This window comes from Prevotella intermedia ATCC 25611 = DSM 20706 (assembly GCF_001953955.1).
In the GTDB taxonomy this organism is placed as follows: Bacteria; Bacteroidota; Bacteroidia; order Bacteroidales; family Bacteroidaceae; genus Prevotella; species Prevotella intermedia.
In genome coordinates this window covers 1485789-1508593 of sequence record NZ_CP019300.1, presented here as the reverse complement: position 1 = coordinate 1508593, position 22805 = coordinate 1485789, and the positions used below count along the sequence as shown (strand labels likewise).

At 42.7% G+C, this 22805-nt stretch carries 18 protein-coding genes; 12 read left to right on the top strand and 6 right to left on the bottom strand.

The window, feature by feature from the left end; translation table 11 throughout:
* The first annotated feature begins 366 nt into the window (after positions 1–366).
* The 6 genes from gcvT (at position 367) to BWX39_RS06415 (ending at position 7222) form a co-directional block, all read left to right on the top strand.
* Positions 367–1452 (top strand): glycine cleavage system aminomethyltransferase GcvT, encoded by a 1086-nt coding sequence (gene gcvT / locus BWX39_RS06440; RefSeq protein ID WP_028906104.1) that lies wholly within the window; start codon positions 367–369, stop codon positions 1450–1452.
* 87 nt (positions 1453–1539) lie between these two features.
* A complete protein-coding gene (gene gcvH / locus BWX39_RS06435) occupies positions 1540–1920 on the top strand; it encodes a glycine cleavage system protein GcvH (RefSeq protein ID WP_014709948.1) in 381 nt (126 codons plus the stop codon).
* Between the two features lie 115 nt (positions 1921–2035).
* Complete coding sequence (gcvPA, locus tag BWX39_RS06430) at positions 2036–3346, top strand: aminomethyl-transferring glycine dehydrogenase subunit GcvPA (RefSeq protein ID WP_028906103.1); 1311 nt, start codon at positions 2036–2038, stop codon at positions 3344–3346.
* Between the two features lie 49 nt (positions 3347–3395).
* Positions 3396–4874 (top strand): aminomethyl-transferring glycine dehydrogenase subunit GcvPB, encoded by a 1479-nt coding sequence (gene gcvPB / locus BWX39_RS06425; protein ID WP_028906102.1) that lies wholly within the window; start codon positions 3396–3398, stop codon positions 4872–4874.
* A 20-nt stretch (positions 4875–4894) separates the two neighbouring features.
* Positions 4895–6253 carry a dihydrolipoyl dehydrogenase gene (gene lpdA, locus BWX39_RS06420; RefSeq protein ID WP_028906101.1) on the top strand — a complete coding sequence of 453 codons (1359 nt, stop codon included), beginning with the start codon at positions 4895–4897 and terminating at the stop codon, positions 6251–6253.
* Between the two features lie 363 nt (positions 6254–6616).
* On the top strand, positions 6617–7222 hold the full coding sequence (locus BWX39_RS06415) for a riboflavin synthase (protein ID WP_028906100.1): 606 nt from the start codon (positions 6617–6619) through the stop codon (positions 7220–7222).
* Between the two features lie 416 nt (positions 7223–7638).
* Here the strand turns inward: BWX39_RS06415 and BWX39_RS06405 are convergent, their stop codons facing one another.
* The 3 genes from BWX39_RS06405 to BWX39_RS06395 are packed head-to-tail and all read right to left on the bottom strand — an operon-like array spanning position 7639 to position 11965.
* The gene (locus tag BWX39_RS06405) at positions 7639–8256 is read right to left on the bottom strand and encodes a TetR/AcrR family transcriptional regulator (protein WP_028906099.1); all 618 of its coding nucleotides are present in this window, start codon (positions 8254–8256) and stop codon (positions 7639–7641) included.
* 41 nt (positions 8257–8297) lie between these two features.
* Positions 8298–9539 (bottom strand): YncE family protein, encoded by a 1242-nt coding sequence (locus BWX39_RS06400; protein ID WP_028906098.1) that lies wholly within the window; start codon positions 9537–9539, stop codon positions 8298–8300.
* 23 nt (positions 9540–9562) lie between these two features.
* Complete coding sequence (locus tag BWX39_RS06395; protein WP_036860798.1) at positions 9563–11965, bottom strand: TonB-dependent receptor; 2403 nt, start codon at positions 11963–11965, stop codon at positions 9563–9565.
* 707 nt (positions 11966–12672) lie between these two features.
* Here BWX39_RS06395 and aspS point away from each other — a divergent pair.
* The 6 genes from aspS (at position 12673) to BWX39_RS06355 (ending at position 19031) form a co-directional block, all read left to right on the top strand.
* The gene (aspS, locus tag BWX39_RS06385) at positions 12673–14433 is read left to right on the top strand and encodes an aspartate--tRNA ligase (protein WP_028906096.1); all 1761 of its coding nucleotides are present in this window, start codon (positions 12673–12675) and stop codon (positions 14431–14433) included.
* Between the two features lie 172 nt (positions 14434–14605).
* Positions 14606–14887 (top strand): winged helix-turn-helix domain-containing protein, encoded by a 282-nt coding sequence (locus tag BWX39_RS06380; protein ID WP_028906095.1) that lies wholly within the window; start codon positions 14606–14608, stop codon positions 14885–14887.
* 57 nt (positions 14888–14944) lie between these two features.
* Complete coding sequence (locus tag BWX39_RS06375; RefSeq protein ID WP_028906094.1) at positions 14945–15274, top strand: hypothetical protein; 330 nt, start codon at positions 14945–14947, stop codon at positions 15272–15274.
* 93 nt (positions 15275–15367) lie between these two features.
* Complete coding sequence (locus tag BWX39_RS06370) at positions 15368–16435, top strand: mannose-1-phosphate guanylyltransferase (RefSeq protein ID WP_028906093.1); 1068 nt, start codon at positions 15368–15370, stop codon at positions 16433–16435.
* Positions 16436–16489: 54 nt separating this feature from the next.
* Positions 16490–17575 (top strand): GDP-mannose 4,6-dehydratase, encoded by a 1086-nt coding sequence (gmd, locus tag BWX39_RS06365; protein ID WP_028906092.1) that lies wholly within the window; start codon positions 16490–16492, stop codon positions 17573–17575.
* A 433-nt stretch (positions 17576–18008) separates the two neighbouring features.
* Entirely contained in the window at positions 18009–19031 is a 1023-nt protein-coding gene (locus BWX39_RS06355) for an esterase-like activity of phytase family protein (protein ID WP_036860796.1), read from the top strand.
* A gap of 19 nt (positions 19032–19050) precedes the next feature.
* Here BWX39_RS06355 and BWX39_RS06350 read toward each other — a convergent pair whose 3' ends face one another.
* From BWX39_RS06350 to BWX39_RS06340, 3 genes are read right to left on the bottom strand one after another with little or no spacing between them, the layout of a single operon-like run.
* Positions 19051–19740 (bottom strand): sigma-70 family RNA polymerase sigma factor, encoded by a 690-nt coding sequence (locus BWX39_RS06350; protein WP_028906090.1) that lies wholly within the window; start codon positions 19738–19740, stop codon positions 19051–19053.
* 29 nt (positions 19741–19769) lie between these two features.
* Positions 19770–20999, bottom strand: a complete 1230-nt coding sequence (locus BWX39_RS06345; RefSeq protein ID WP_028906089.1) for a tetratricopeptide repeat protein — start codon at positions 20997–20999, stop codon at positions 19770–19772.
* Between the two features lie 6 nt (positions 21000–21005).
* Complete coding sequence (locus BWX39_RS06340; RefSeq protein ID WP_028906088.1) at positions 21006–22727, bottom strand: glutamine--tRNA ligase/YqeY domain fusion protein; 1722 nt, start codon at positions 22725–22727, stop codon at positions 21006–21008.
* Positions 22728–22805: the final 78 nt, after the last annotated feature.

The window sequence follows — 22805 nt, the reverse complement described above, 5'->3', positions numbered from 1 at the left end:
GCAAAACAATAGGTTTTGTAACACGTTGGTAGCAAGGTGATTACGTGACAGATATGATTATGAAAAACATTTATACTTTTTTAGTCTTCTTTTTGCCTTTAAAGTGAGGAAATACAGGGGTGTAAAATGAAAACTCTTTCTACGCATAAAAAGCTTTCTCGAGGCGTTAATCATAAGAATGCACCTTAAATAAACAATGAAGAAAATGTGATATTAATTCTTCTGATTTTTTTGTGTTTTCCAAAAAACTTTATTATATTTGCATCGCAAGAAAATTGGGAGGTATCCCAACCTAAATCAAACAATAGCTGAACCAATGATGAAACAATCAAAGGGCAGCACAAAAAATAAAATTCTAAAGCAATTATGGAGAACAAAAGAACATGCCTTTATGACAAGCATGTAGCATTAGGGGCATTGATTTCACCATTTGGTGGTTTCGATATGCCAATTCAGTATTCAAGTATTATTGATGAGCACAATGCTGTAAGAAAGCATTGCGGCGTTTTTGATGTGTCTCACATGGGCGAAATTGTCGTTTCGGGCAATGAGGCAGAGAAATTCGTTAACTATATCTTCACTAACGACGTTACAGGCTTAGCCGTAGGCAAGGTGCTTTACGGTATGTTCTGTATGGAAGACGGCGGTGTGGTAGACGATACCTGCATTTGTAAGGTTGGCGAGAACGAATTTATCCTGACTGTAAACGCTGCCAACATCGAAAAAGACTACGAATGGATAAAGAAACACACAGAAGGTTTCGATATTCAACTCATTAATGATAGCGAGAAATATGGTCAGCTTGCTATTCAAGGACCTGAAGCAGAAAAGATTATTCAGGATAAGCTTGGCATTGCTTGCTCTGACTTGAAGTTCTACGAAGTAAAGAAAGCACAGCACGAAGGCGAAGACATTATCATTTCTCGTACAGGTTATACGGGCGAAGATGGCTTTGAACTTTATGGTGCGCCTGCATATATTGTTAAGATGTGGGATAAGCTGATGGAAGCTGGTGCTACACCTTGCGGTCTTGGTTGCCGTGATACATTGCGCTTTGAAGCTGGTATGCCACTTTATGGACACGAACTTTCTGAGACGATTAACCCAATAATGGCAGGTTTGTCAATGTTTGTGAAGTTCGACAAAGAGAACTTCCTTGGCAAAGAAGCATTATTAAAGCAGAAGACCGAAGGCGTAACGAAGCGTCTCCGCGGCTTATGGTTGGACGATAATGCAATTCCACGCAACGGATATAAAGTATTTAAAGACGGTAAGGAAGTGGGCGAGATAACAACTGGCTACAAGCTTATTTCTGTTGAAAGAAGCTGTGCTGTGGCATTGGTTGATGCTGATATTAAGATGGAAGACCGTGTAGAAATACAGATTCGCAAGAAGTTCTTCCCTGCAACAGTAGGTAAGAAGAAGTTTTACGACCCACACTACGTTAAGTAAAAAACACAAGGTGAGAATGTAGCTATGCCAGTACATTCCCACCTTATATATATAATAACAAAAAATTAATAAAAATATAAACATAAAATGGCAAAAGTAATTGAAGGACTCTACTATGCAGAGTCACACGAGTATGTAAAAGTTGAAGGCGATGTAGCTTACATTGGTATTACTGACTATGCACAGCATGCACTTGGTAATGTGGTTTACGTTGATATGCCAGAGGCTGATGATGAATTTGAAGCAGAAGAAGGCTTCGGTGCAGTAGAAAGTGTTAAGGCTGCTTCTGACCTCAACTCACCTGTTTCTTGCAAGGTGTTGGAGGTAAACGAGGCACTTGAAGACCAACCTGAGCTTATAAACCAAGACCCATACGCAAACTGGATTCTCAAGGTAGAACTTACAAACAAGTCTGAACTCGACGACCTCATGGACGCAAAGGGCTACGAAGAGTTCTGCGCAAAATAGTTTATAAACAAGCATTCTTTATAAAGTTTATAGCTGTTTTCCTTCTCAAAGTAGGTTTTTGCGGAAGAAAACAGCTATTTCCTTTGTGAAAGCTAAATGATTAAATACGAAAAATATGAATTTTAAATTCTTTCCACATACTGAAAAGGAAACACAGGCAATGCTCAATAAGGTTGGTGTGAAAAACATTCAAGACCTTTTTGCGGGTATTCCTGAAGCATTACGCTTTAAGGGAGAATACGATATTCCTGAAGCAAAGAGTGAAATCGAGATAAGAAACTTCTTTAAGAAGTTGGCAGATAAGAACCAACAGCTGACTTGTTTTGCTGGTGCAGGCGTGTACGACCACTATACACCAAGTGCTGTTCCACAGATTGTAAGTCGTTCAGAATACCTTACCTCATACACTCCGTACCAAGCTGAAATTTCACAAGGTACATTACACTACATCTTTGAGTTCCAAAGTATGATAGCAGAACTTACCAATATGGACGTTGCCAATGCGTCTATGTACGATGGTTCTACTGCTACCGCTGAAGCAATGATGGTGGCTGCCGCTCAATCAAGCAAGCGCAACACTGTCTTATATTCTGAAACTATCAACCCACAGATTGTCGAAGTGCTCAGAACATACGCACACTTCAATGGCGTAAACCTTGTTTCAGTAGCTAATGAGAATGGTGTAACATCTAAGAAAGACTTGGAAGCGAAAATCGCAGAGGGTGGTGTAGCAGGCGTTATTGTTCAGCAACCAAACTATTATGGTATTGCTGAAGATTTCACTGGCTTTGCCGACATCTGCCACGACAATAAGGCTTTGTTCATTGTAAACAGTGTTGCGGCTGACCTTTCTATTCTTAAGACTCCAGGCGAGTGGGGGGCTGACTTTGCAGTAGGCGATGTTCAGAGCCTTGGTTTGCCTATGGCGTTCGGTGGTCCATATGCTGGTTATATGAGCTGTACGCAGAAAATGATGCGTAAGATGCCTGGTCGTATCGTCGGACAGACAAAAGATTCACGCGGACAGCGTGTATTTGTACTTACTTTGCAAGCTCGCGAGCAGCACATTCGTCGTCAAAAGGCAACATCGAATATCTGTTCTAACCAAAGTTTAATGGCACTTTATGTTACCATCTATATGTCTATGATGGGCAAGCAGGGTGTCAAGGAAGCTGCACAGATAAGCCTTGATGCGGCTCATTATCTATGCGATAAGATGGTGGCAACGGGTAAAGCACAGTTGGTTTATAATCAACCATTCTTCAATGAGTTCTTGGTGAAAGTTGAAAATCGTGATGCTTTCTATGATAAAGCAATTGAAAAAGGAATCCTTCCAGGTGTAAAGGTTGGCGACGACCAACTCCTTGTTGCTGTAACAGAAAAGCGTACGAAAGAAGAGATAGAAGCACTTGTTGCACTTCTCTAACCTAATGAACTTTAAGCAAAGTTTTACAAACACTTAAATTATTGAAGAAATGAACAATAGATTATATGGCAATTTAATATTTGAGCTTTCTCAACCGGGTTGCAAAGCTTATAGCCTACCTAAAAACGAATTTGGAAGCTACGAGCTTCCAAGCAATTTGAAACGTGAAAAAGACGCAGAACTTCCTGAGTGCGATGAACTCACAGTTGTGCGCCACTATACAAACCATAGCGGAAATAACTTCGGTGTAGACAATGGTTTCTATCCGTTGGGCTCTTGTACAATGAAGTACAATCCTACCATCAATGAAGAAGTAGCTGCTATGCCTGGTTTTACAGGCATTCACCCAATGCAGCCTATCAGCACAGTGCAAGGTGCATTAGAGGTTAATTATGGTTTGGCAAATGTTCTTTCAAACATTTCTGGTCTTGCAGACTTTACGGTAAATCCATTTGCAGGTGCACAAGGAGAGCTTACAGGTCTTATGATTATCCGTTCTTACCACGAAAAGCGTGGCGATATGAAGCGTAAGAAGATTATTATTCCTGACTCTGCACACGGTACAAACCCAGCTTCGGCAGCAGTTTGTGGTCTTGATATAGTAGAAGTTAAGAGCACTGTGGACGGTCTTGTAGACGTTGAAGACTTAAAGCCATTGCTCGGCGACGATATAGCAGGTATGATGATGACCAATCCTAACACACTCGGTTTGTTTGAAAAAAATATTCCCGAGATTGCCAAAATGGTTCACGAGTGTGGCGGTTTGATGTATTACGATGGAGCAAACCTTAACCCACTGTTGGGTGTTGCACGTCCTGGCGATATGGGATTTGATGTAATGCACATCAATATCCACAAGACCTTCTCTACTCCTCACGGCGGTGGCGGTCCTGGTGGCGGTCCTGTTGGTGTAAGAGCAGATCTTGTAGAGTTCTTGCCAAAGCCACACGTTGTGAAAACAGATGCAGGTTTCGGTCTTGATTTGCCAGAAACAACTGCTGAATACAACCTTAACAATATGCACGTTGGACAGTTTATGGGCAACTTCCTTGTGTCTTTGCGTGCTTATACTTACATCTTGACACTGGGCAAGGAGAACTTGAAGATGATAGGTCCTTACGCAACACTCAATGCAAACTATATTAAAGAATGCTTGAAGGACGACTACGAGCTGCCAATCGAAGGCATTTGCATGCACGAATTTGTATTCGACGGACTCAAAGATAAGAGTACAGGTGTTACCACGATGGACGTTGCAAAACGTTTGCTCGACTATGGCTACCACGCTCCAACTATCTATTTCCCATTGCTCTTCCACGAAGCAATGATGATTGAGCCTACCGAAAACGAGAGCAAGAAAACGCTTGATGGTTTCATAGATATTATGCACACCATCGCACGTGAAGCTCGCGAAACTCCACAAGAAGTTTTGGAAGCACCACACAATACACCTATCGGTCGTGTTGATGATGTGCTGGCTGCAAAAGAGCCTATCCTTAACTACCGTCAGGCAATGATGAAACAGTAATCTTATAGAGATTTTATATTATGGAAAAGACCGATTTAATTATAATCGGTGCTGGACCTGGAGGCTATCATACAGCCGTGCATGCGGCAAAAGATGGCCTCAAGGTTACCATCATCGAGAAACGAAATCCAGGAGGTACGTGTCTGAACGAGGGTTGTATACCGACAAAGAGCTTTGCTCACGATGCCGACCTCTATCGTAACCCTCTGTTGTCTTGCGTGGGTGGTGGCAGTGTTAATTTCGCTCGTATACAAGAACGTAAGAACAATGTTATCGCTCAACTTCGTGAAGGCGTAAAGGGTTTGATGTCAATGCCAGGCATCACCTATATAGAAGGTGAAGCAAAGTTTGTGGATAAGAAAGTAATCGAAGTGAACGGCACACAGATGACAGCCGATAATATTATTATCGCCACAGGTTCGCACGCTCGTCTGCTTCCATTTATTCCTGCTTTCGATACCCCTGAAGGTGAGCCTTTGAAAGACAAGGTTATGACTTCTACCGAGTTGCTCGATATAGACCATGTGCCACAAACAATGGCAATCATTGGTGCAGGTGTTATCGGACTTGAATTGGCTTCTGCTTTTGAAACCTTCGGCAGTTCGGTTACAGTTATTGAGTTCTTAAAAGAATGTTTGCCTACTATCGACTCTGATATTGCAAAGCGTTTGCGCAAGACATTGGAGAAACGAGGCATTAATTTCAATATGAATAGCGGCGTCAAGAGCATCGTTGCCACCGACGACAAGAAGCAAGCGATTGTTACTTTTGAACAAAAGGGACAAGAAAAGCAAGTAGTTGCCGATGTTGTGCTTGTTGCAACAGGACGTGCTGCCAACGTTGAAGGACTCGGACTTGAAGCAGCAGGCATTAACTGTGCTAAGCAAGGCATTGAAACCAACGAGCATTACGAAACCAATGTTCCCGGTGTTTATGCCGTTGGCGATGTTAATGGTAAGCAGATGCTTGCCCATGCTGCAAGTTTCCAAGGCACACACGTTATTAATCGCATACTTGGAAAAGAGGATAAGATACGCTTCGACATTATGCCAGCGGCAGTATTTACCTATCCTGAAGCAGGTTCGGTAGGACTATCGGAAGATGTTTGTAAGAAAGAGGGCATAAGCTACACCGTCAAGAAAGGCTTCTACCGCTCTAATGGTAAGGCATTGGCAATGGAAGAAACCGAAGGTATGGTGAAGGTAATGGCAGACGAGAATGGAAAAATACTTGGTTGCCACGTCTTTGGTGCCCATTCTGCCGACATCACGCAAGAGGTAGCTGTTCTTATGAACAACGATGCAACACTTGCCGACCTTGCCGATATGATTCATATACACCCAACCATTGGCGAGGTGCTTTATGAAACAATAATTTAGTGCAAATATTTGGTACATTGAAAAAAAGTACTACCTTTGTACTTAGAAAGGAAAAGCTATAGTCGTATCGATTCGATTGGGATAGTCATCAAATAAATCTGAAAACCGAGAAGACTTCTCTTGACAATGGCGGGCCACATAAAACGCATTTCAGCGACTAAACCTTAGGGTCGGTGGATTACAAAAGCAGAGAGCTCTCTTATCATAGATACTCGGACTTTTCATCACATCATCGATGCGGCTTTCTCAAATCCTCTCAAGACGAGGACTACAAAAAGGTGGAGTTCCAAAGGAGTTCCACCTTCTTTTTTGTAAGTAAAGGCATTCCTATAAGTTTAATAAAGTTTTTAATAAAAAGGAATTATGTTCTCTGGAATTGTAGAAGAAATGGCACAAGTAGTTGCCATTGAACGTTATCAAGAAAATATAGACTTCGTTTTAAAGTGTTCGTTTACAAGCGAATTGAAGATAGACCAAAGCATTGCGCACAATGGCGTGTGCCTCACGGTAGTTCATCTGCAAGGTGAAACTTATACCGTAACCGCTATGAAAGAAACTTTGGACAGGTCGAACCTTGGTTTGCTGAAAGTGGGCGACCGTGTAAACGTGGAACGCTCTATGCTGATGAATGGTCGTTTAGACGGTCATATCGTTCAAGGACACGTAGATGAAACTGCCCGTTGCGTTGCTATGGAAAATGCAAATGGCAGTACCTATTTCACCTTTGAGTACAAAGACGATGTGGAAATGGCACAGCGAGGCTACTTTACAGTGGATAAAGGCTCGGTTACAGTCAATGGCGTATCGCTGACGGTGTGCGAACCTACTGCCAATACTTTCAAAGTGGCAATTATTCCTTACACGCTTGAAAATACAAACTTTGCCGATATACAAGTAGGCTCGGTTGTAAATCTCGAGTTCGACATACTTGGCAAGTATATAGCAAGGCTCAATAGCTTGTCAAAGTAGACATTTCGTAAAAGTAAAAACCTATGTTCTGAAATTTAAGAACATAGGTTTTTTAATATGCAAGCTATGTTTTCTTATGGGGGTATTGTACCTTTTTCTTATGTATAACTAATAAATCTGCAAGCAAAAATATGTAAATATTTTTCTGTTCAGGTTGTTTGCCATAACATTCTTGTTATCAATGTATTAGAAAACCTATTGTTTTGTATTCCAAAAGCGGCTGTTTTGCAACGCAAAGCAGCCGCTTTTACCGTGCAAAACAGCCGCTTTCGCAACGCCAAATCGAAATTATCATTTTTTAGTAGAAATATCTTTACAAGACAAAGGCGTTTATCCTTCTTTATTTCTCTTGTATGTTGTTCTATCAGCAGAGTGTTAAGACTTGCCCAAAAGGTTTCCGTAGTTTTCATTTACCTTTATTCAATACCCATCAGTTCGCGCCAGCCGCCAAAGGTAAAATGTATATAATCGGTAATGATTTGGTTTATTTCAGTCTCGCTTAGGTTGTCGTGGGTAACGATATATCTAATTACACCTGCCCACAAATCACAGAGAATGCGGGTGAAGTGTGGAGAAATGTCTGAATTGATATGTGGAAACAGGCTTTTTATACGGGCGAGATAAGTTATTCCGTCGGTATATGTCGCTTCCAATAGTTGGTCGAAATAGTTCTCCAACGATGTGCCAGCAGTTTCGAATATAAGCAAACGCAACTCTTTCCGAAAGGGAACAATCAGCGATGCCACCTGTTCGCGCATCATCTCATAGTAGAATTCATGGTGAAATATGTCGAGCGTTATATATTCTTCGCCGCCAGTTTTGCTGCGATAATCCTTGAAAGCCTTGAAAAGAGGAGCAAGGACAGCCTTCAGTAAGTCGTCCTTGCTCTTGTAGTAATTATATACATTGCCTACTGCTACCCCAGCTTTGTCGGCAATAGTCTTTATGGACGTATGCTTCACACCGTTCTTCATAAACTCGTTGCTTGCAACGATGAGTATCCGGTTGCGTATCTCGTCTTTCTGTATTTGCATAGACAGTAGCTTTTAGTAAATAGTAGGCACGATTGATTGTCTTATTCTGCAAAGCTATGGAAGAAACTTGGATTTCCCTTTACCTGCATAATTGGTCCTTCTACCTTCATTGTTGCAGGGTCGTAGGTATAGAAACCGTTAGCTTTCTTATTGGAACTGCCGAATACAATCAAGCTTCTGTGTTTGCCAATAGCGATGCCCTGTGGATTGGAAATCTCCATTCCCTTGATAGTACTCATTGTCTTTTGTTTCAAATCAACTACAACGGGTATATTGGTAAAGCTTAAATAAGGATTTTCAAGACCCTTTGAGTCGAGGGCAAACGAATTGGCATAGGTGTAGACCTTTCCGTTACCTGCGTAGTAGAATGTAGAGAAGAAGTCGGCAAACTTCGTTGGCAGTCCTGCTACTTCTACTTGGTCGAGGCGTATGCAATAGTCGGGGTCTATCTCGGTAGTTCCGTTCTTGATACGTGCAATACCGCCATGGAATTGTGGGATAAAGCCGAATGAACCGATACAGTTAATATAGATGTCGTTGTTTTCGTCTATAAAGATAGAGCCTGGGTCGATGGGGCGGGTGGCAAAGCTCATTTCCAACGAAGTATTGACGATGTGTTTCTCCACCTTATCGGTCTTTGTGTCTATTACTGCAAGCTCTATGTTGTTGCGTGCAGGCATATATTGTGCGTTCATTTGGTTGAGACCGACGAACAGTTTACCATCTCTTATGACCATAGATGCAGGTGAAACATTCGTGTCAGCTTGCTTAAGACCGTTCAAATCAATCTCCGCAATACGGGTCATAGTGGTAGGATTGAATACTATTATGCTGCCTAAACCCTGCAAACTGACGTATGCTTTTTCGCTGTTCAGTTCAGTTACGCAGCATGCAGCTGCCTTTGGTGGTATCTGCAGTGCGCCTTTCTTGTGCCATTTGTTGTCGGAGTATATCCTATAACGTGTAATTTCTGCTTTTGTATTGCCCATATAGTCTGGCAGAACATAGATGTTTCCCGATTTCGAAACTATCGGAGCGGTACCGAATCCTACAGGAATACCATTGCTGTTGTCGTAGTTTCCTGGCACCATATCGGGGAGATTTTGCATGTAAACGCTGCCACTGTTTCCCTCAGGGTTGGTGATACCAGCGGCAAAGATAATTCCTTTGAATGCCTTTTCAGTTGGTTCATCGGGTTTTGGTGTAGGTTCGTCGTTGTGGCTGCATGAGCTTACGAATGCCATCATTGCGATGGCTGGAAGGATAAATCTTAAATTTCTCATTGTTTTATATGTTTATTAATTAATTATTTAAATAGGTATCTCACCTTTATTCCTATGTAGCGACCTGGTAACGGGCGGTTTAATTCAGAAACAATACGACGGTCGGTAAGGTTTTTAACCTTGAAAGTAATCGTCCAACGGTCGTTGCAGAAGCTGTGTTCTAAGGCTGCGTCCATTGTCATTGAGGTTGGAATTTTGCGTTCTTGGTACTTGCTTACCTCAAAATCGTAAAAGTATTGGTGTATATACGAAGCGTCGAAAAGCAGCCGTGTGTTCTGTCCGCTGCCACCAAAGAGGTTTTCTTTGTGCAGTTCGGCACCGAAGTTGGCAAGCAGATAGGGCACGTTGGGAATGCGCTTGTTGCGTGTAGGGTTCTCTACCTCTGTTCCTGGGATTGTTTTTCGGACGTCGCGAAGGTCTTGATAGGTTCCGTTTGCGTAGAGATAGAGTAGCGGGCAGATGTCGCCCTTGGCTTCCAGCTCTACTCCTTTCGTACGTACACTGCCGAAGTTTCGGTAGCGTGCCATGGTTGGAATCATGTCGGGAGTGAAGCGTATCATATCTTCCAGCTGGTTGTAGAAGCCATTCAGCTCTACTTCTATAAGTCCTCCATCTGCCTTTATGTGGCGATAGAGAAGCCCGAGGTTTACTCCTGATGTGCGTTCGGGCCTCAATGCTGGCGAGGCGAGTATCGAATAACCGTTGCCTATGAGTTCTTCGCTTGTCGGGATACGTACTTCCGAGTTGAAAGAAGCCTTCAGCATTAAGTCGTTTGTGAATTTATAGCGCATGGCATTGCTGAATCCAATGTAGTTTTTGGAGGTTTTCACAGGTTGAGGCTCTTTCACAGAGTAGATGTCGATGCTGCGAGAGTGAGATGAAAAGAGGAAATCCTTTAATGTAAAAGCATTCTGAAAGCGTCCGTCGAAGAGTGTTAGGTCGTACGAAAGTCCTACGGTCAGCGTTTTCATCTTGCTTGGGAAGTTGGCACGGAAGCCCAACGACTTGTCCATCAGCGAGTCGTTAGGGTGTAGGGAGTTGTGGTCTGCGTAAATGTTCAGGTTCAATGCGTGGTGCATATCAATGGTATAACCCATATTGAGCTTTGCCGTCAGCTCGTTGGAACGGTTGTTGCCGTCTGATGCAAAGTTGTTTTGCTCGCCTCCAAAAGATGAAACGGGCGGAAGCACCTTGCCGTCCCAGTCGTAGCGATGTTCAGCCTTGTCGCACAAACCATACTTGCCGATAATGTAGCCTGCATTGAAATCGAAGTCCAAACCATCTAAAAAGAAGTTGTTTCGTTTCAGTGTCAATGCTGTAACATAGCTGGTTGAATGGTTATAAGCTTCTCGTACGTTAAGGTCAATGCCCTGTATTTCCTGTCGAGTCTTCATCAGAATGAGTTCCCACTTCATCTCGTCGAACCACCATTGGGTAGCTTTTACCGACATTCCGCCCATTATCTTGTTGAAACGGTCGTGGTCTCGTTCAACGATACGTCCGTCAAGATTAGCCAAAGTCATTTTATAGTTGTTCTTGGCATACGACACCACACCGCCAACACCGAATTGCAAGCCGCTCTTGCGGTCGGTTCGTTTCAGTACGGAAGACACTTGGTGAGTATTGAACGACCCAATTTCGTAAGAAAAATCCAAGTAAATGGGGGGATATTCCTTTGTTACAACATTGACAGCCCCGCCCAATGCCGAACCGCCAAACTTGTAAGGGACGATACCTTTATATACTTCTATGCGTTCAATCATGTTTGTAGGAATATCGTTCAGTGCCACGAAGTTGCTGAGTTGCGACATAGGCGTCTCGTCAATGTACATACCCATTCGCTTTCCCTCTAATCCACGAACCGATATGCGCGATGCACTTCCCATGCCACCAGTGTTCCGCACCGTAACGCCTACGGTACGAGCGAGCACGTCGTTGATATTAGAGGCAGTGCCTTGCAGTTGCCGCTGCCCGATAACAGATATGGGCATGGCAAACTCTCTTAGCCTCCGCATCTCGCTTCGGGTAGTTACTGTTACTTCGTCCAGCACGTTGTCAACGGGTTTCAAGCGTATGTTGCAACATATGCTGTCGTGCAATGTTATCTCCCTACTTTCTGTTTTATAGCCCAAATATTGAAAGTTCAACCGCACTTGCTGCCGTCCTTGAATATTCAGAATGTAGCGACCATTGGCATCAGCAATCGTTCCTTTCCCATCTTTTGCTATCGAAACCCCTGCGCCTGCAATAGGCTCGCCAGTCTTGTCGTCGGTAATCTGTCCATATACGATGGCTTTCTGTGCTGAGATTGTCATTGTGCACAACAGGCAAAGCAATACCAAGCGAAGCCTCTTGCCGTGCAACCGCACGTCAGTTCTCCTTAATACTCCTGCCGATGGCTTCTTCTTGGCTTTTGTCTCTTTCATAATAGAAGTGTGGTAAAAACGAATATTATTCATAATTGTTCAAAAATAAAGTGCGCTGTCTTTAATTCTGACAGCGCACTTTCTTTATTAGGGCATTTCCCCATAGTTTTATTTCTCTTCCTTTTTGGTATCATTTAAAGTTCTTTTGTATGTAAATATACAATTCGTGTGCAAAGGTAGGGTTAATATTATAAACTGTCAATACCTAAAAATGGGTAAATCTACCTTCTCGTTCACTATTAGGTTCTCCGTCTTGGATAGGCAAATAGGGTATGCTCAAGTATTTTTCATGGTGTAAAACCAAAACTTCTATAAATTATTTACACGTAAATAAATATTTTTCTACGTGTAAATAAATATTTCTTTACGTGTAAGTAAATTATTCTTTACGTGTAAATAATGTTAGGACAATAGAAATTCTGACTTCTTTTGACGTAAATAGCCTCTTTCTCTCACCATTAAGCCGTTCCGTAAGATGCTTGTCTTGTTGTTGTAATGAATAGATAGGGCATAGGCAAGATACGGTACGAACGCAGCAGGCATTTGGTCTGACTTCGCATATAAACCGAGTGTTGTGCTTCTTGGTATAGAGGAGAAATTGAGAAACATCAAGAAAGAAAAAGCAAAATTTTCCTTATTCTGTTTTATTCGTTCTCGTTAAAAGTTTGTACCTTTGCAGAAGTAAACAATAAAAATATAGAGAAGATATGTATCGGACTAAGACTTGTGGCGAACTTCGCTTAATTGATGCAGGTAAGGAAGTAGTACTTGCGGGCTGGGTTCAGCGCTCACGTAAGATGGGTGGTATGACCTTCGTTGATTTGCGCGACCGTTATGGTATTACACAACTTGTATTTAACGAAGCTGAAGATGCTGGTCTTTGCGATGAAGCTAACAAATTGGGACGCGAATATTGCATTCGCGTGAAAGGTATTGTAAGCGAGCGTCAAAGTAAGAATAACAAGATAGCAACAGGCGATATAGAGATTATTGCTAAGGAACTGACGGTGCTGAGCAGCTCGCTCACTCCTCCATTTACAATAGAAGACAATACAGACGGTGGCGACGACCTCCGAATGAAATACAGATATTTGGATTTGCGACGCCCCGTAGTGCGCAGCAACTTGGAATTGCGCCACAGAATGACTATTCTTATTCGTAACTTCCTCGACAACTTGAACTTCATCGAAGTTGAAACACCTATTCTTATAGGTTCTACTCCTGAGGGAGCACGCGACTTTGTGGTGCCTTCTCGTATGAACCCAGGACAGTTTTACGCACTTCCGCAAAGTCCGCAGACACTGAAACAGCTGTTGATGGTGGCTGGTTTCGACCGCTATTTCCAGATTGCAAAGTGTTTCCGTGACGAAGACTTGCGTGCCGACCGTCAGCCAGAGTTTACCCAAATCGACTGCGAAATGTCGTATGTAGACCAGGAGGACGTGCTACAGGTGTTTGAAGATATGGCTCGCTATCTGTTCAAGGAGATTAGAGGAGTGGAACTTCCTGCTAAGTTGGAACAGATGACGTGGCACGATGCAATGAAGCGTTATGGTTCTGATAAACCTGATGTGCGTTTCGGAATGGAATTTGTAGAACTTATGGACGACTTGAAAGGTACGAGCGAGTTCTCCGTATTCAACGAAGCGAACTACATTGGAGGTATCGTGGTGCCAAATTGTGCTGATTATAGTCGTAAGCAACTGAACGAACTTACCGATTTCGTGAAGCGTCCGCAAGTAGGCGCAAAGGGTTTGGTTTACATTAAGTACGACGAGAACGGCGAAGCGAAGAGTTCTGTCGATAAGTTCTTTACACAAGAGCAGTTGCAAAAGGTGAAGGAAACAACGGGAGCAAAGAATGGCGACCTTGTTCTGATACTTTCGGGCGACAATGCCAATAAAACAAGAGTTCAGCTGTGCTCACTTCGTTTAGAGATGGGCAACCGTTTGGGCTTGCGCGATAAGAATGTTTTCAAGTGCCTGTGGATTGTAGATTTCCCACTCTTTGAATGGAGTGACGAGGAGCAACGCCTTATGGCTACCCACCACCCATTCACTATGCCAAACCCAGACGACTTGCATTTGCTTGACGAACACCCAGAGCAAGTAAGGGCATTGGCTTACGATTTTGTATGCAATGGTATCGAAGTTGGTGGTGGCTCTATTCGTATTCATGATACAGAATTGCAGGAAAGAATGTTTGAAGTGCTTGGATTTACGAAGCAACAGGCAGAAGAGCAGTTCGGTTTCTTGATGAATGCTTTCCGTTATGGTGCTCCTCCTCACGCAGGTATTGCATTCGGACTCGACCGATACGTAAGTATTATGGCTGGACTCGATTCAATCCGCGATGTAATAGCGTTCCCTAAGAACAACAGCGGACGTGATGTGATGCTTGATGCGCCATCGGTTGTTGCGCCAAAACAGCTTGATGAATTGCAGATAAAGTTAGACTTGAAAGAGTAATATATGTTGATGTAAATCAATAAAATTCAACTCTTGAGTCGTTGTAGCTTTGAAGTTGTTAGTTTTTTATCAATAAATTAGTTTCATTGAGATATTTAACGTATATTTGCAGCAAGTAATAGCAGTTTGTTATTATCTGCTTCAGTAGTATTTAAATAAGTGATGAATAATTATGGTAGAAAAGAAAGAAGTTGCTAAAGCGGCAACCAAACGGACAACAACAAAGAAGGCCTGTGCAAAGAAAGCTACGGTAAAGGTAGACTTGAGCTCAGAGAATGTAGGTTTTAAAGCTGGCGATGTGTACAATGCACTTGCAGCAGAGAACAAAGGACTTACTGTTTCTGAAATTGCAAAGGCAGCAAAAATCACCATTGAAGAGGCTTATCTGGGTATAGGTTGGCTTCTAAAGGAAGGAAAAATAAATAGCGAAGACGATAAAATAGTCTTGGCTTAATAAGGAAAACGAAATTAAGTGGGGGAGTCTGTATTTATGGTATAGACTCCTTTTTTTATGCGATACGAGAAAGATATATTGCTGTTGTTGATAGAAGCTGGCGAGAAAGGATTGTCAGTTGGCAAGATTTCGCGCCATATATTCAATACACACAATTCGTTCTTTCTGCCTTTAGATGTTGAGGAAGTGCATCAAGAGGTACAGCAATGCCTTATAAAGATGAGCAAGCGCGCAGACTCTATGCTGGGAAAAGTAAAGAAGGGCGTTTATTGCATTAATACTGACAACCAACAAGTTAAACAATTGAGGCTAAAGTTCTTGGACGAACAGAATGAAACAAAGGAGGTTACCCCTCAAGCCGACCTAAGTTTGAATTTGTTCGAGTAATATAGAAAGATAAATACAAAGCTTGTCTTTTCAAATATTTATTTGTATATTTGCACTTATTCTATTTATAAATAAGCTAAGCCTAAAGAAGTTATGATACATACAAACAACCATCTTGTGATAATGGCAGGGGGAGTCGGCAGCCGATTCTGGCCTATGAGTACGATAGATAAGCCCAAACAGTTTATCGACGTATTGGGTGTTGGCAGGTCGTTGATGCAACTTACCTACGACCGATTGAAAGGTATCACGAAGCCAGAAAACGTTTGGGTGGTTACAAACGAGAAATATTGCGAGCTGGTTCACGAACAGTTGCCCGACATTCCTGTTGGTAATATCTTGAGCGAGCCGTGCAGAAGAAACACTGCACCTTGCATAGCATACGTTAGTTGGCGCATAAAGAAGTCCGACCCTAAAGCAAACATCATCGTAACTCCAAGCGACCATATCGTAACCAATCAAGATGAGTTCCGCCGTGTTGTAACAAATTGCCTCAAGTTTACCTCCGAAACCGATGCCATTGTTACGTTGGGAATGAAGCCTTCGCGCCCTGAAACAGGGTACGGATATATACAAGCCGATTTGACAGCACCTTCTGCACGCAACAAGGAAATATTCCGAGTAGACCAATTCAGGGAAAAACCCGATGTAGAAACGGCAAAGAAGTATATCAGTATGAACAACTTCTTTTGGAATGCAGGTATCTTTATCTGGAATGTATCTACCATTGTGAACGCTTTCCGTATATACCAACCTGGCATTGCACGCATCTTCGAACGTATTTCAGAGGTGTTAGGTACTCCCGACGAGCAGAAACACATTGATGAGGTCTACCCCGAATGCGAGGGAATATCGGTCGATTACGCTATTATGGAGAAGGCAGAGGAAATCTTTGTATGCCCCGCCGACTTTGGTTGGAGCGACCTTGGTACGTGGGGTTCGCTGCACTTGCAGTCGCAACACGACCTTTACGGCAATGCTGTAATAGGGGATAATATACAAATGTACGATAGTAAGAACTGCATTGTCCACGCAACCGATGCCAAAAAGGTTGTGGTTCAAGGTCTTGAAGGCTATATCGTAGCAGAAAAAGACGGTATGTTGCTTATCTGCAAACTTGACGAGGAGCAACGGATAAAGCAATTTTCAGAGAACAATTGATGAATTAAAATAAACTTATTAAATAGCCGTTTAAAAATTAAAGCGGAATAATAAATGAGCAAGAATATAGCATTAATAACAGGAATTACTGGTCAAGACGGAAGCTACTTGGCAGAATTTTTGATAGAAAAAGGTTATGAAGTGCACGGACTGTTGCGCCGTAGCTCTTCTTTTAATACGGGACGCATTGAGCATTTGTATTTAGACGAATGGGTGCGCGATATGAAGAAAGACCGTTTGATTAATCTGCATTGGGCAGATATGACCGACTCGTCCTCTTTAATCCGTATTATTGGCGAAGTAAAGCCTACCGAAATCTACAACCTTGCAGCACAAAGCCACGTTAAAGTCAGCTTTGATGTACCTGAATATACAGCCGATACCGATGCAGTAGGTGTACTCCGACTCTTGGAAGCCGTGCGCATCTGTGGTTTGGAAAAGGTTTGTAAGATTTATCAAGCATCAACTTCAGAACTGTTTGGTAAGGTACAGGAAGTGCCACAGAAAGAAACAACACCTTTCTATCCACGTTCTCCATATGCTGTTGCAAAGCTCTATGGCTACTGGATAATGAAAAACTATCGCGAATCGTACGGAATGTACTGCTGCAACGGTATTCTTTTCAACCACGAGAGTGAACGCCGTGGCGAGAATTTCGTTACCCGTAAAATCACTTTGGCAGCTTCTCGCATTGCTCAAGGTATGCAGGATAAACTTTATCTTGGCAATCTTGGTGCGCAGCGCGACTGGGGATACGCTAAGGATTATGTTGAATGTATGTGGCTAATACTTCAGCAAGACGAACCAGACGACTTCGTTATCGCTACTGGAGAGATGTACACGGTGCGTGCTTTCTGCACGGCTGCGTTTAAGGAAGCTGGCATAGAACTTGAATGGAAAGGCGATGGCATCGACGAAAAAGGATACAACAAAGCTACGGGCGAAGCTATTGTAGAGGTAGACCCTAAGTATTTCCGTCCTGCTGAAGTGGAACAACTGCTTGGCGACCCTACAAAAGCAAAGACGAAGTTGGGTTGGAATCCTCGTAAAACCACCTTTGAGCAGCTGGTTAAGATAATGGTTGAACACGATATGAAGTTTGTTAAGAAGCTGTACCTAAAGGCACAAATGCCCGAATAAACAGAAAATAGACGGATAAAAAGATATTAGGTGGTTTTCGTTTTTAAATGAGAACCACCTATTATTAACGTAAGTTCGGTACAAGAAAGCAGGTTGAGCAGGCAAAACTTGCAGGTATTTCTTAGCAAGGGCCTAACAGAAATAGTGAGAGTTTTTCGGTTTAATCTTGTAAAGATAATTCCGTTAAAAAGTGATAACTGCGCTTTAGCATTGCGAAAGCGGCTCTTTTGCATTGCAAAACCTACGCTTTTACCGTGCAAAACAGCCGCTTTTGGAACGCAAAACAATAGGTTTTGTAATGCGTTGATAGTTAGGTGGTTAAGCAATAATTATGCTTTTGAAAAATATTTACACCTTTCTTACCTTCTTTTCACTCGTAGAACAATGTATTATAGTTATACACTGCTTGCTTAAGAAATTAAATAGAAATTCAATGAAATTGTTTCTCACTTTATTCTTTGCACTTATTTCTGCATCAACCCTTGCACAAACCTATCCTAAACTGGTAGCTTTGAATGAACAGCACCACTTTAAAGAAACGGTTCCGAAAGGCAATTATAGTGGAATAACGTGGTTAGGGGGCAACCGTTATGCGGTTGTTTCCGATAAAACAGAGCACAGTGGCTTTTATATTTTCACGTTGGATATAGACTTAAATACAGGTGATATTAAGCAAGTGGTGTCTAATGGTTTCTTTACCTCGTCTGCACCAAATGCCGACGAAGAAGGTATTGCCTTCCATTCAGGTAGACACAGCATATTCATAGCGCGTGAAGCTGACAATAGTATCTGCGAATACGACCTGTCGGGCAAACTTACTGGCAAGCAATTGCTTGTTCCGTCCAGCCTTCGTTCTGCTTCAAATGTCTATGGTTTAGAGTCTTTAACCTACAATGGCACTACACATTTGTTCTGGACTACTACCGAATCTACATTGGAAACCGATGGGAAACAGGCAGCACCTATGCAGCTGTTGGAAAACCGTTTGCGTCTTCAAGCCTTCGATGAAAGCCTCCAACCCATAGCGCAATATGCTTACAAGATGGACAAAGGCACCGTAAATAAGCCTGCGCAGAACTATGCTATGGGTGTAGCCGATATGGTTGCATTAGACAATGGTGTACTTCTTGTTTTGGAAAGAGAACTTTATGTTGCGCCCAAAAAGTTCGGTTCGTTTGTAAAAAACAAACTTTATAGTGTCAATACTAACACTGCGGAGCAAATAGACAGCGACAAACCGCTCACGGACGCAAGTCCTTACATGGTGAAACACTTACTTGCGGAATGGAAAACATCATTAACCTTGTTTCATCAAGACTTCGCCAATTACGAAGGAATGTGCCTTGGACCTAAGCTGAATGATGGTTCGCAAGTTCTAATCTTGTGTGCCGACAGTCAAAATCAGTATGGTGGCATACTGCGCGATTGGTTTCGTACAATCGTTTTCCGCTACTAAGGCTTTCCAAACGATACCTTTATTTCAGGCGTTTTTGTAGTTTGCGCAATGCCTTGTTGCGTATTTGACGCACACGTTCACGCTTTATTCCCATTTCTTTGGCTATCTCTTCCATAGTATAACGTTCGCCATTTTGCAGTCCGTAGATAAGCGTGATTACTTTCTGCTGCCTTTCGTCAAGCACGTCCATACCTTTTGCAATTTCAGCAGCAATAATCTGGCGTGTTAAATGCTCGTCGGCTTGTGGCGAGTTCTTGTTCTCCAAGACGCTTTGCAAGGTGAAGTTGCCGTTGCTGCCAACAGGTACGGGCTGGTCGATAGATAGCGTGTGGGCTTTGCGGGTACGTTGTTTATCCTCTCCAGCATTCTGTACTTTATAAGTATCGAGCTGTTCTCTTATGGCTTCTTCCATTGCCTTGCGTATGTAGGTAGCAGCAAACTTGACGAATCGTGTACCTTTTGCGCCGTCGAACTTCTGCGCTGCGTGCATCATGCCAATGTTTCCTTCGCTTATCAGGTCGTCTTCACCAAGCCCACGGTTCCTGTATTGGTGTGCCAACGATACAACAAACTTCAGGTTAGCCTTCGTTAGTTTCTCCAAAGCCTTTGCATCTCCAATCTTAATCTTGGCTGCGAGTTCGCGCTCTTCAGCATCGGTAAGCAGTTGCTGATTGGCAATTTCCTCTATGTATTTACTGTTTGTAGCCATAATATCTAATGTTTTGTGTTATTCTATTCTTAAAATGGTAGCGTGTTGTTGTCTGCTTTTCCCTTTCTCGGTGTAGGTGTAAGCAGTGGATATGCTTCTGGCTTGCTGTCTTCGGGATATAAATCAGCCAGTAAGTCTTTCGTTTCTACCAAGTTTTTCTTGATGGCAATGCCCAAAATCCTATTATACTCGTCCATCAAACCAAGTTCGTAGCAGCATCGGGCATAATACGCATAGCCTATGTTCCAGTCCTCTGACACTCTTTGCAGATTAGCAGAAAACAACTTATAGGCATCGCTCATGTAGCCGTTACCCATCAGCGAAATAGCCATTTGTATGTATGTTTCCTCTTTTGCTTCTGAGTTTTCAATTGCTTTTGTGAAATATTTAAATGCCTCTTCTACCTTCTTTTGGTTCAAATAAATATCTGCAATCGTAATGTTCACGAAGTTTTGCCTTGCTCCAACAGTAACTTTCTGAAAGCGTTTGTAATAGTTTATCGCTTCGTCGCCGTTGCCGATGCTGTATAAGGCATTGGCTTTGTTTAGGAGAGCGTCTTCGTCTTCGGGGTTGATAGCTAAGGCATATTCGCTTGCCGTGATAGATTCGTTGTATTCGCCACGAACAAAATGACACTCAGCCAATTCGTTCCAATAAGTAGTAGAGTAGGGGTTGCTGTCGATTAGCTCGTTCAGTACATCTTCGCTTTCGTTGCTTTTCCCCGTCCATAAAAGTATCTTTGCTTTCAGTTCCTTGTAGTCTTTCGCTTCCGTATCTTCATATTGGCTTAGCCATTTTTGTGCAAGTTCCACTAAACCGTAGTCGCAAAAGAGCGAAGCAACATCGAAAATATAGTCTTGTTGTTCGTCTGCTGCAATCTTGTCGAAGTGTTCCGAAAGATATTTGTTGGCTTCTTCGTGCTTATTCTGCATCATCATTATCTCCGCAATCAGATAATAATAGTCCAAATCTGTTTTGTCTATAATCTCCTCTGCAAGCAGTTCAGCCTTTACAGGGTCTTTGTCTACAAACAGTGCGGTGCGCGCCAGAAAGCAAAGAGGGGCAGCAGCACCCGGAAAAACATTTACTGCGTATGTTGCTGCTGCCCTTGCTTCTTCTTCCTTACCAGTTAGATGATAATATTCAGCAATATCAGCAAGTTCCTCGGAGTCGAGGAAACTGCTGCCATTCTGTTTACATAGTTCTTCGTATTTATGAAGAATATGTTTGAATTTATTGCTTTTAAAATATTCGTTCAATCTGCTTTATCCTTTATTTTGTGTTTTAGCCCATGCGTCTTTAAGCCCTACTGTCTTGTTGAAAACAAGTTTTTCGGCTGTAGAATCGGGGTCGAGTATAAAGTAACCCGTGCGCTGGAACTGCAAGTAATCGCCTGGTTTCTTTTCCAAAAGATATTTTTCAACGTAGCAGTTGTTGTAAACCTTCAAGCTGTTGGGGTTGAGAAGCTCTCTGAAATCGCGCTCGTCGGCAGATGGATTTTCTACGTTGAAGAGTCTGTCGTATTCACGAACTTCTGCTTTCAGACAATGTTCTGCGCTCACCCAGTGCAGCGTTCCCTTTACTTTACGGTTGGCACCTTCCAATCCGCTCTTGCTTGTAGGGTCGTATTCTGCCTGAATTTCCACGATGTTTCCTTGCTCGTCCTTCGTGCAGCCTGTACATTTAACAATGTATGCACTCTTCAAACGCACTTCTTTCCCCGGTGTCATACGGAAGAACTTCTTAGGTGCGTCCTCCATAAAGTCGGCACGTTCTATCCATAAATTCTTAGAGAAGGTAATCGTGTGTACGCCTTCTGCCTCGTTTTCGGGGTTGTTGATGCTTTCCATTTCCTCGGTCTGACCTTCAGGGTAGTTGGTTATAACCAACTTCACAGGGTCGAGCACAGCACTTACGCGTGTTGCTTTCTTGTTCAAATCGTTGCGTACGGCAGCTTCGAGCAATGCCATATCGTTCAGAGCGTCGAACTTTGTATAGCCGATAGAGTCGATAAAAGCGCGGATAGACTCTGGCGAATAACCACGACGGCGCATTCCGCAGAGTGTAGGCATACGAGGGTCGTCCCACCCGCTCACAAGTTTCTCGTCCACAAGTGTGTGCAGCTTTCGCTTCGACATCACGGTGTAGGTCAGATTCAGACGGTTGAACTCAATCTGTCGTGGGCGGTTGTCGTTCAGCACATCAGCTGTATTGTCCGATTCTTTCAAGAAGTCGATGAACTTATCGTAAAGCGGACGGTGAGGCACAAACTCCAATGTACAGATAGAATGGGTAACTCCTTCAAAGTAGTCGCTTTGTCCGTGTGCAAAGTCGTACATCGGATAGCAGTTCCACTTTGTGCCTGTACGATGGTGTGGTGTATGTATAATACGGTATATGATAGGGTCGCGGAAGTGCATATTGGGGTTTGCCATATCCAATTTCGCACGCAGCACCATACTTCCTTCAGCTACTTCGGGTGTATTCATCTTCTCAAAGAGCGCAAGGTTCTCCTCTATTGGGCGGTCTCTGTATGGCGATGGTGTGCCGGGTTCGGTTGGTGTACCTTTCTGTGTTGCTATCTGTTCAGAGCTTTGCTCGTCAACGTATGCCAATCCTTTCTTAATGAGCCATATCGCAAAGTCCCAAAGTTTTTCAAAATAGTCGCTTGCGTAGTATATATCTCCCCACTTGAAGCCCAACCAGCTGATGTCGTGGAGAATGTTCTCTACATATTCGTTTTTTTCCTTCGATGGGTTTGTATCGTCGAAACGCAGGTTGCAGATACCGTTGTATTTCTCTGCCACACCAAAATCCATACAAATGGCTTTTGCATGCCCTATGTGCAAGTAGCCGTTAGGCTCTGGTGGAAAGCGGGTTTGTATGCGTTTTCCGTTCTTTCCTTCGGCAATATCTTCTTCAACTAATTGTTCTACAAAGCTCAAACTACGCTTCTCTTCGTTTGTGTTACTCTCTATTGTATTCATAAACTATAATTTTTTCTTCTGCAAAGATAGTTATTTTTTTCTTCTTATTATATGTTTTTATTATTAATAATGTAATTC

What these genes read in the sequence shown, in the direction of transcription:
- BWX39_RS06370 (WP_028906093.1), top strand. Translation starts at nt 15,368, where the DNA reads ATGATACATACAAACAACCATCTTGTGATAATGGCAGGGGGAGTCGGC.
- BWX39_RS06375 (WP_028906094.1), top strand. Translation starts at nt 14,945, where the DNA reads ATGCGATACGAGAAAGATATATTGCTGTTGTTGATAGAAGCTGGCGAG.
- gmd (WP_028906092.1), top strand. Translation starts at nt 16,490, where the DNA reads ATGAGCAAGAATATAGCATTAATAACAGGAATTACTGGTCAAGACGGA.
- gcvT (WP_028906104.1), top strand. Translation starts at nt 367, where the DNA reads ATGGAGAACAAAAGAACATGCCTTTATGACAAGCATGTAGCATTAGGG.
- BWX39_RS06415 (WP_028906100.1), top strand. Translation starts at nt 6,617, where the DNA reads ATGTTCTCTGGAATTGTAGAAGAAATGGCACAAGTAGTTGCCATTGAA.
- BWX39_RS06350 (WP_028906090.1), bottom strand. Translation starts at nt 19,740, where the DNA reads ATGGCTACAAACAGTAAATACATAGAGGAAATTGCCAATCAGCAACTG.
- gcvPB (WP_028906102.1), top strand. Translation starts at nt 3,396, where the DNA reads ATGAACAATAGATTATATGGCAATTTAATATTTGAGCTTTCTCAACCG.
- BWX39_RS06380 (WP_028906095.1), top strand. Translation starts at nt 14,606, where the DNA reads ATGGTAGAAAAGAAAGAAGTTGCTAAAGCGGCAACCAAACGGACAACA.
- BWX39_RS06340 (WP_028906088.1), bottom strand. Translation starts at nt 22,727, where the DNA reads ATGAATACAATAGAGAGTAACACAAACGAAGAGAAGCGTAGTTTGAGC.
- BWX39_RS06355 (WP_036860796.1), top strand. Translation starts at nt 18,009, where the DNA reads ATGAAATTGTTTCTCACTTTATTCTTTGCACTTATTTCTGCATCAACC.
- BWX39_RS06395 (WP_036860798.1), bottom strand. Translation starts at nt 11,965, where the DNA reads ATGAAAGAGACAAAAGCCAAGAAGAAGCCATCGGCAGGAGTATTAAGG.
- lpdA (WP_028906101.1), top strand. Translation starts at nt 4,895, where the DNA reads ATGGAAAAGACCGATTTAATTATAATCGGTGCTGGACCTGGAGGCTAT.
- aspS (WP_028906096.1), top strand. Translation starts at nt 12,673, where the DNA reads ATGTATCGGACTAAGACTTGTGGCGAACTTCGCTTAATTGATGCAGGT.
- gcvH (WP_014709948.1), top strand. Translation starts at nt 1,540, where the DNA reads ATGGCAAAAGTAATTGAAGGACTCTACTATGCAGAGTCACACGAGTAT.
- gcvPA (WP_028906103.1), top strand. Translation starts at nt 2,036, where the DNA reads ATGAATTTTAAATTCTTTCCACATACTGAAAAGGAAACACAGGCAATG.
- BWX39_RS06400 (WP_028906098.1), bottom strand. Translation starts at nt 9,539, where the DNA reads ATGAGAAATTTAAGATTTATCCTTCCAGCCATCGCAATGATGGCATTC.
- BWX39_RS06405 (WP_028906099.1), bottom strand. Translation starts at nt 8,256, where the DNA reads ATGCAAATACAGAAAGACGAGATACGCAACCGGATACTCATCGTTGCA.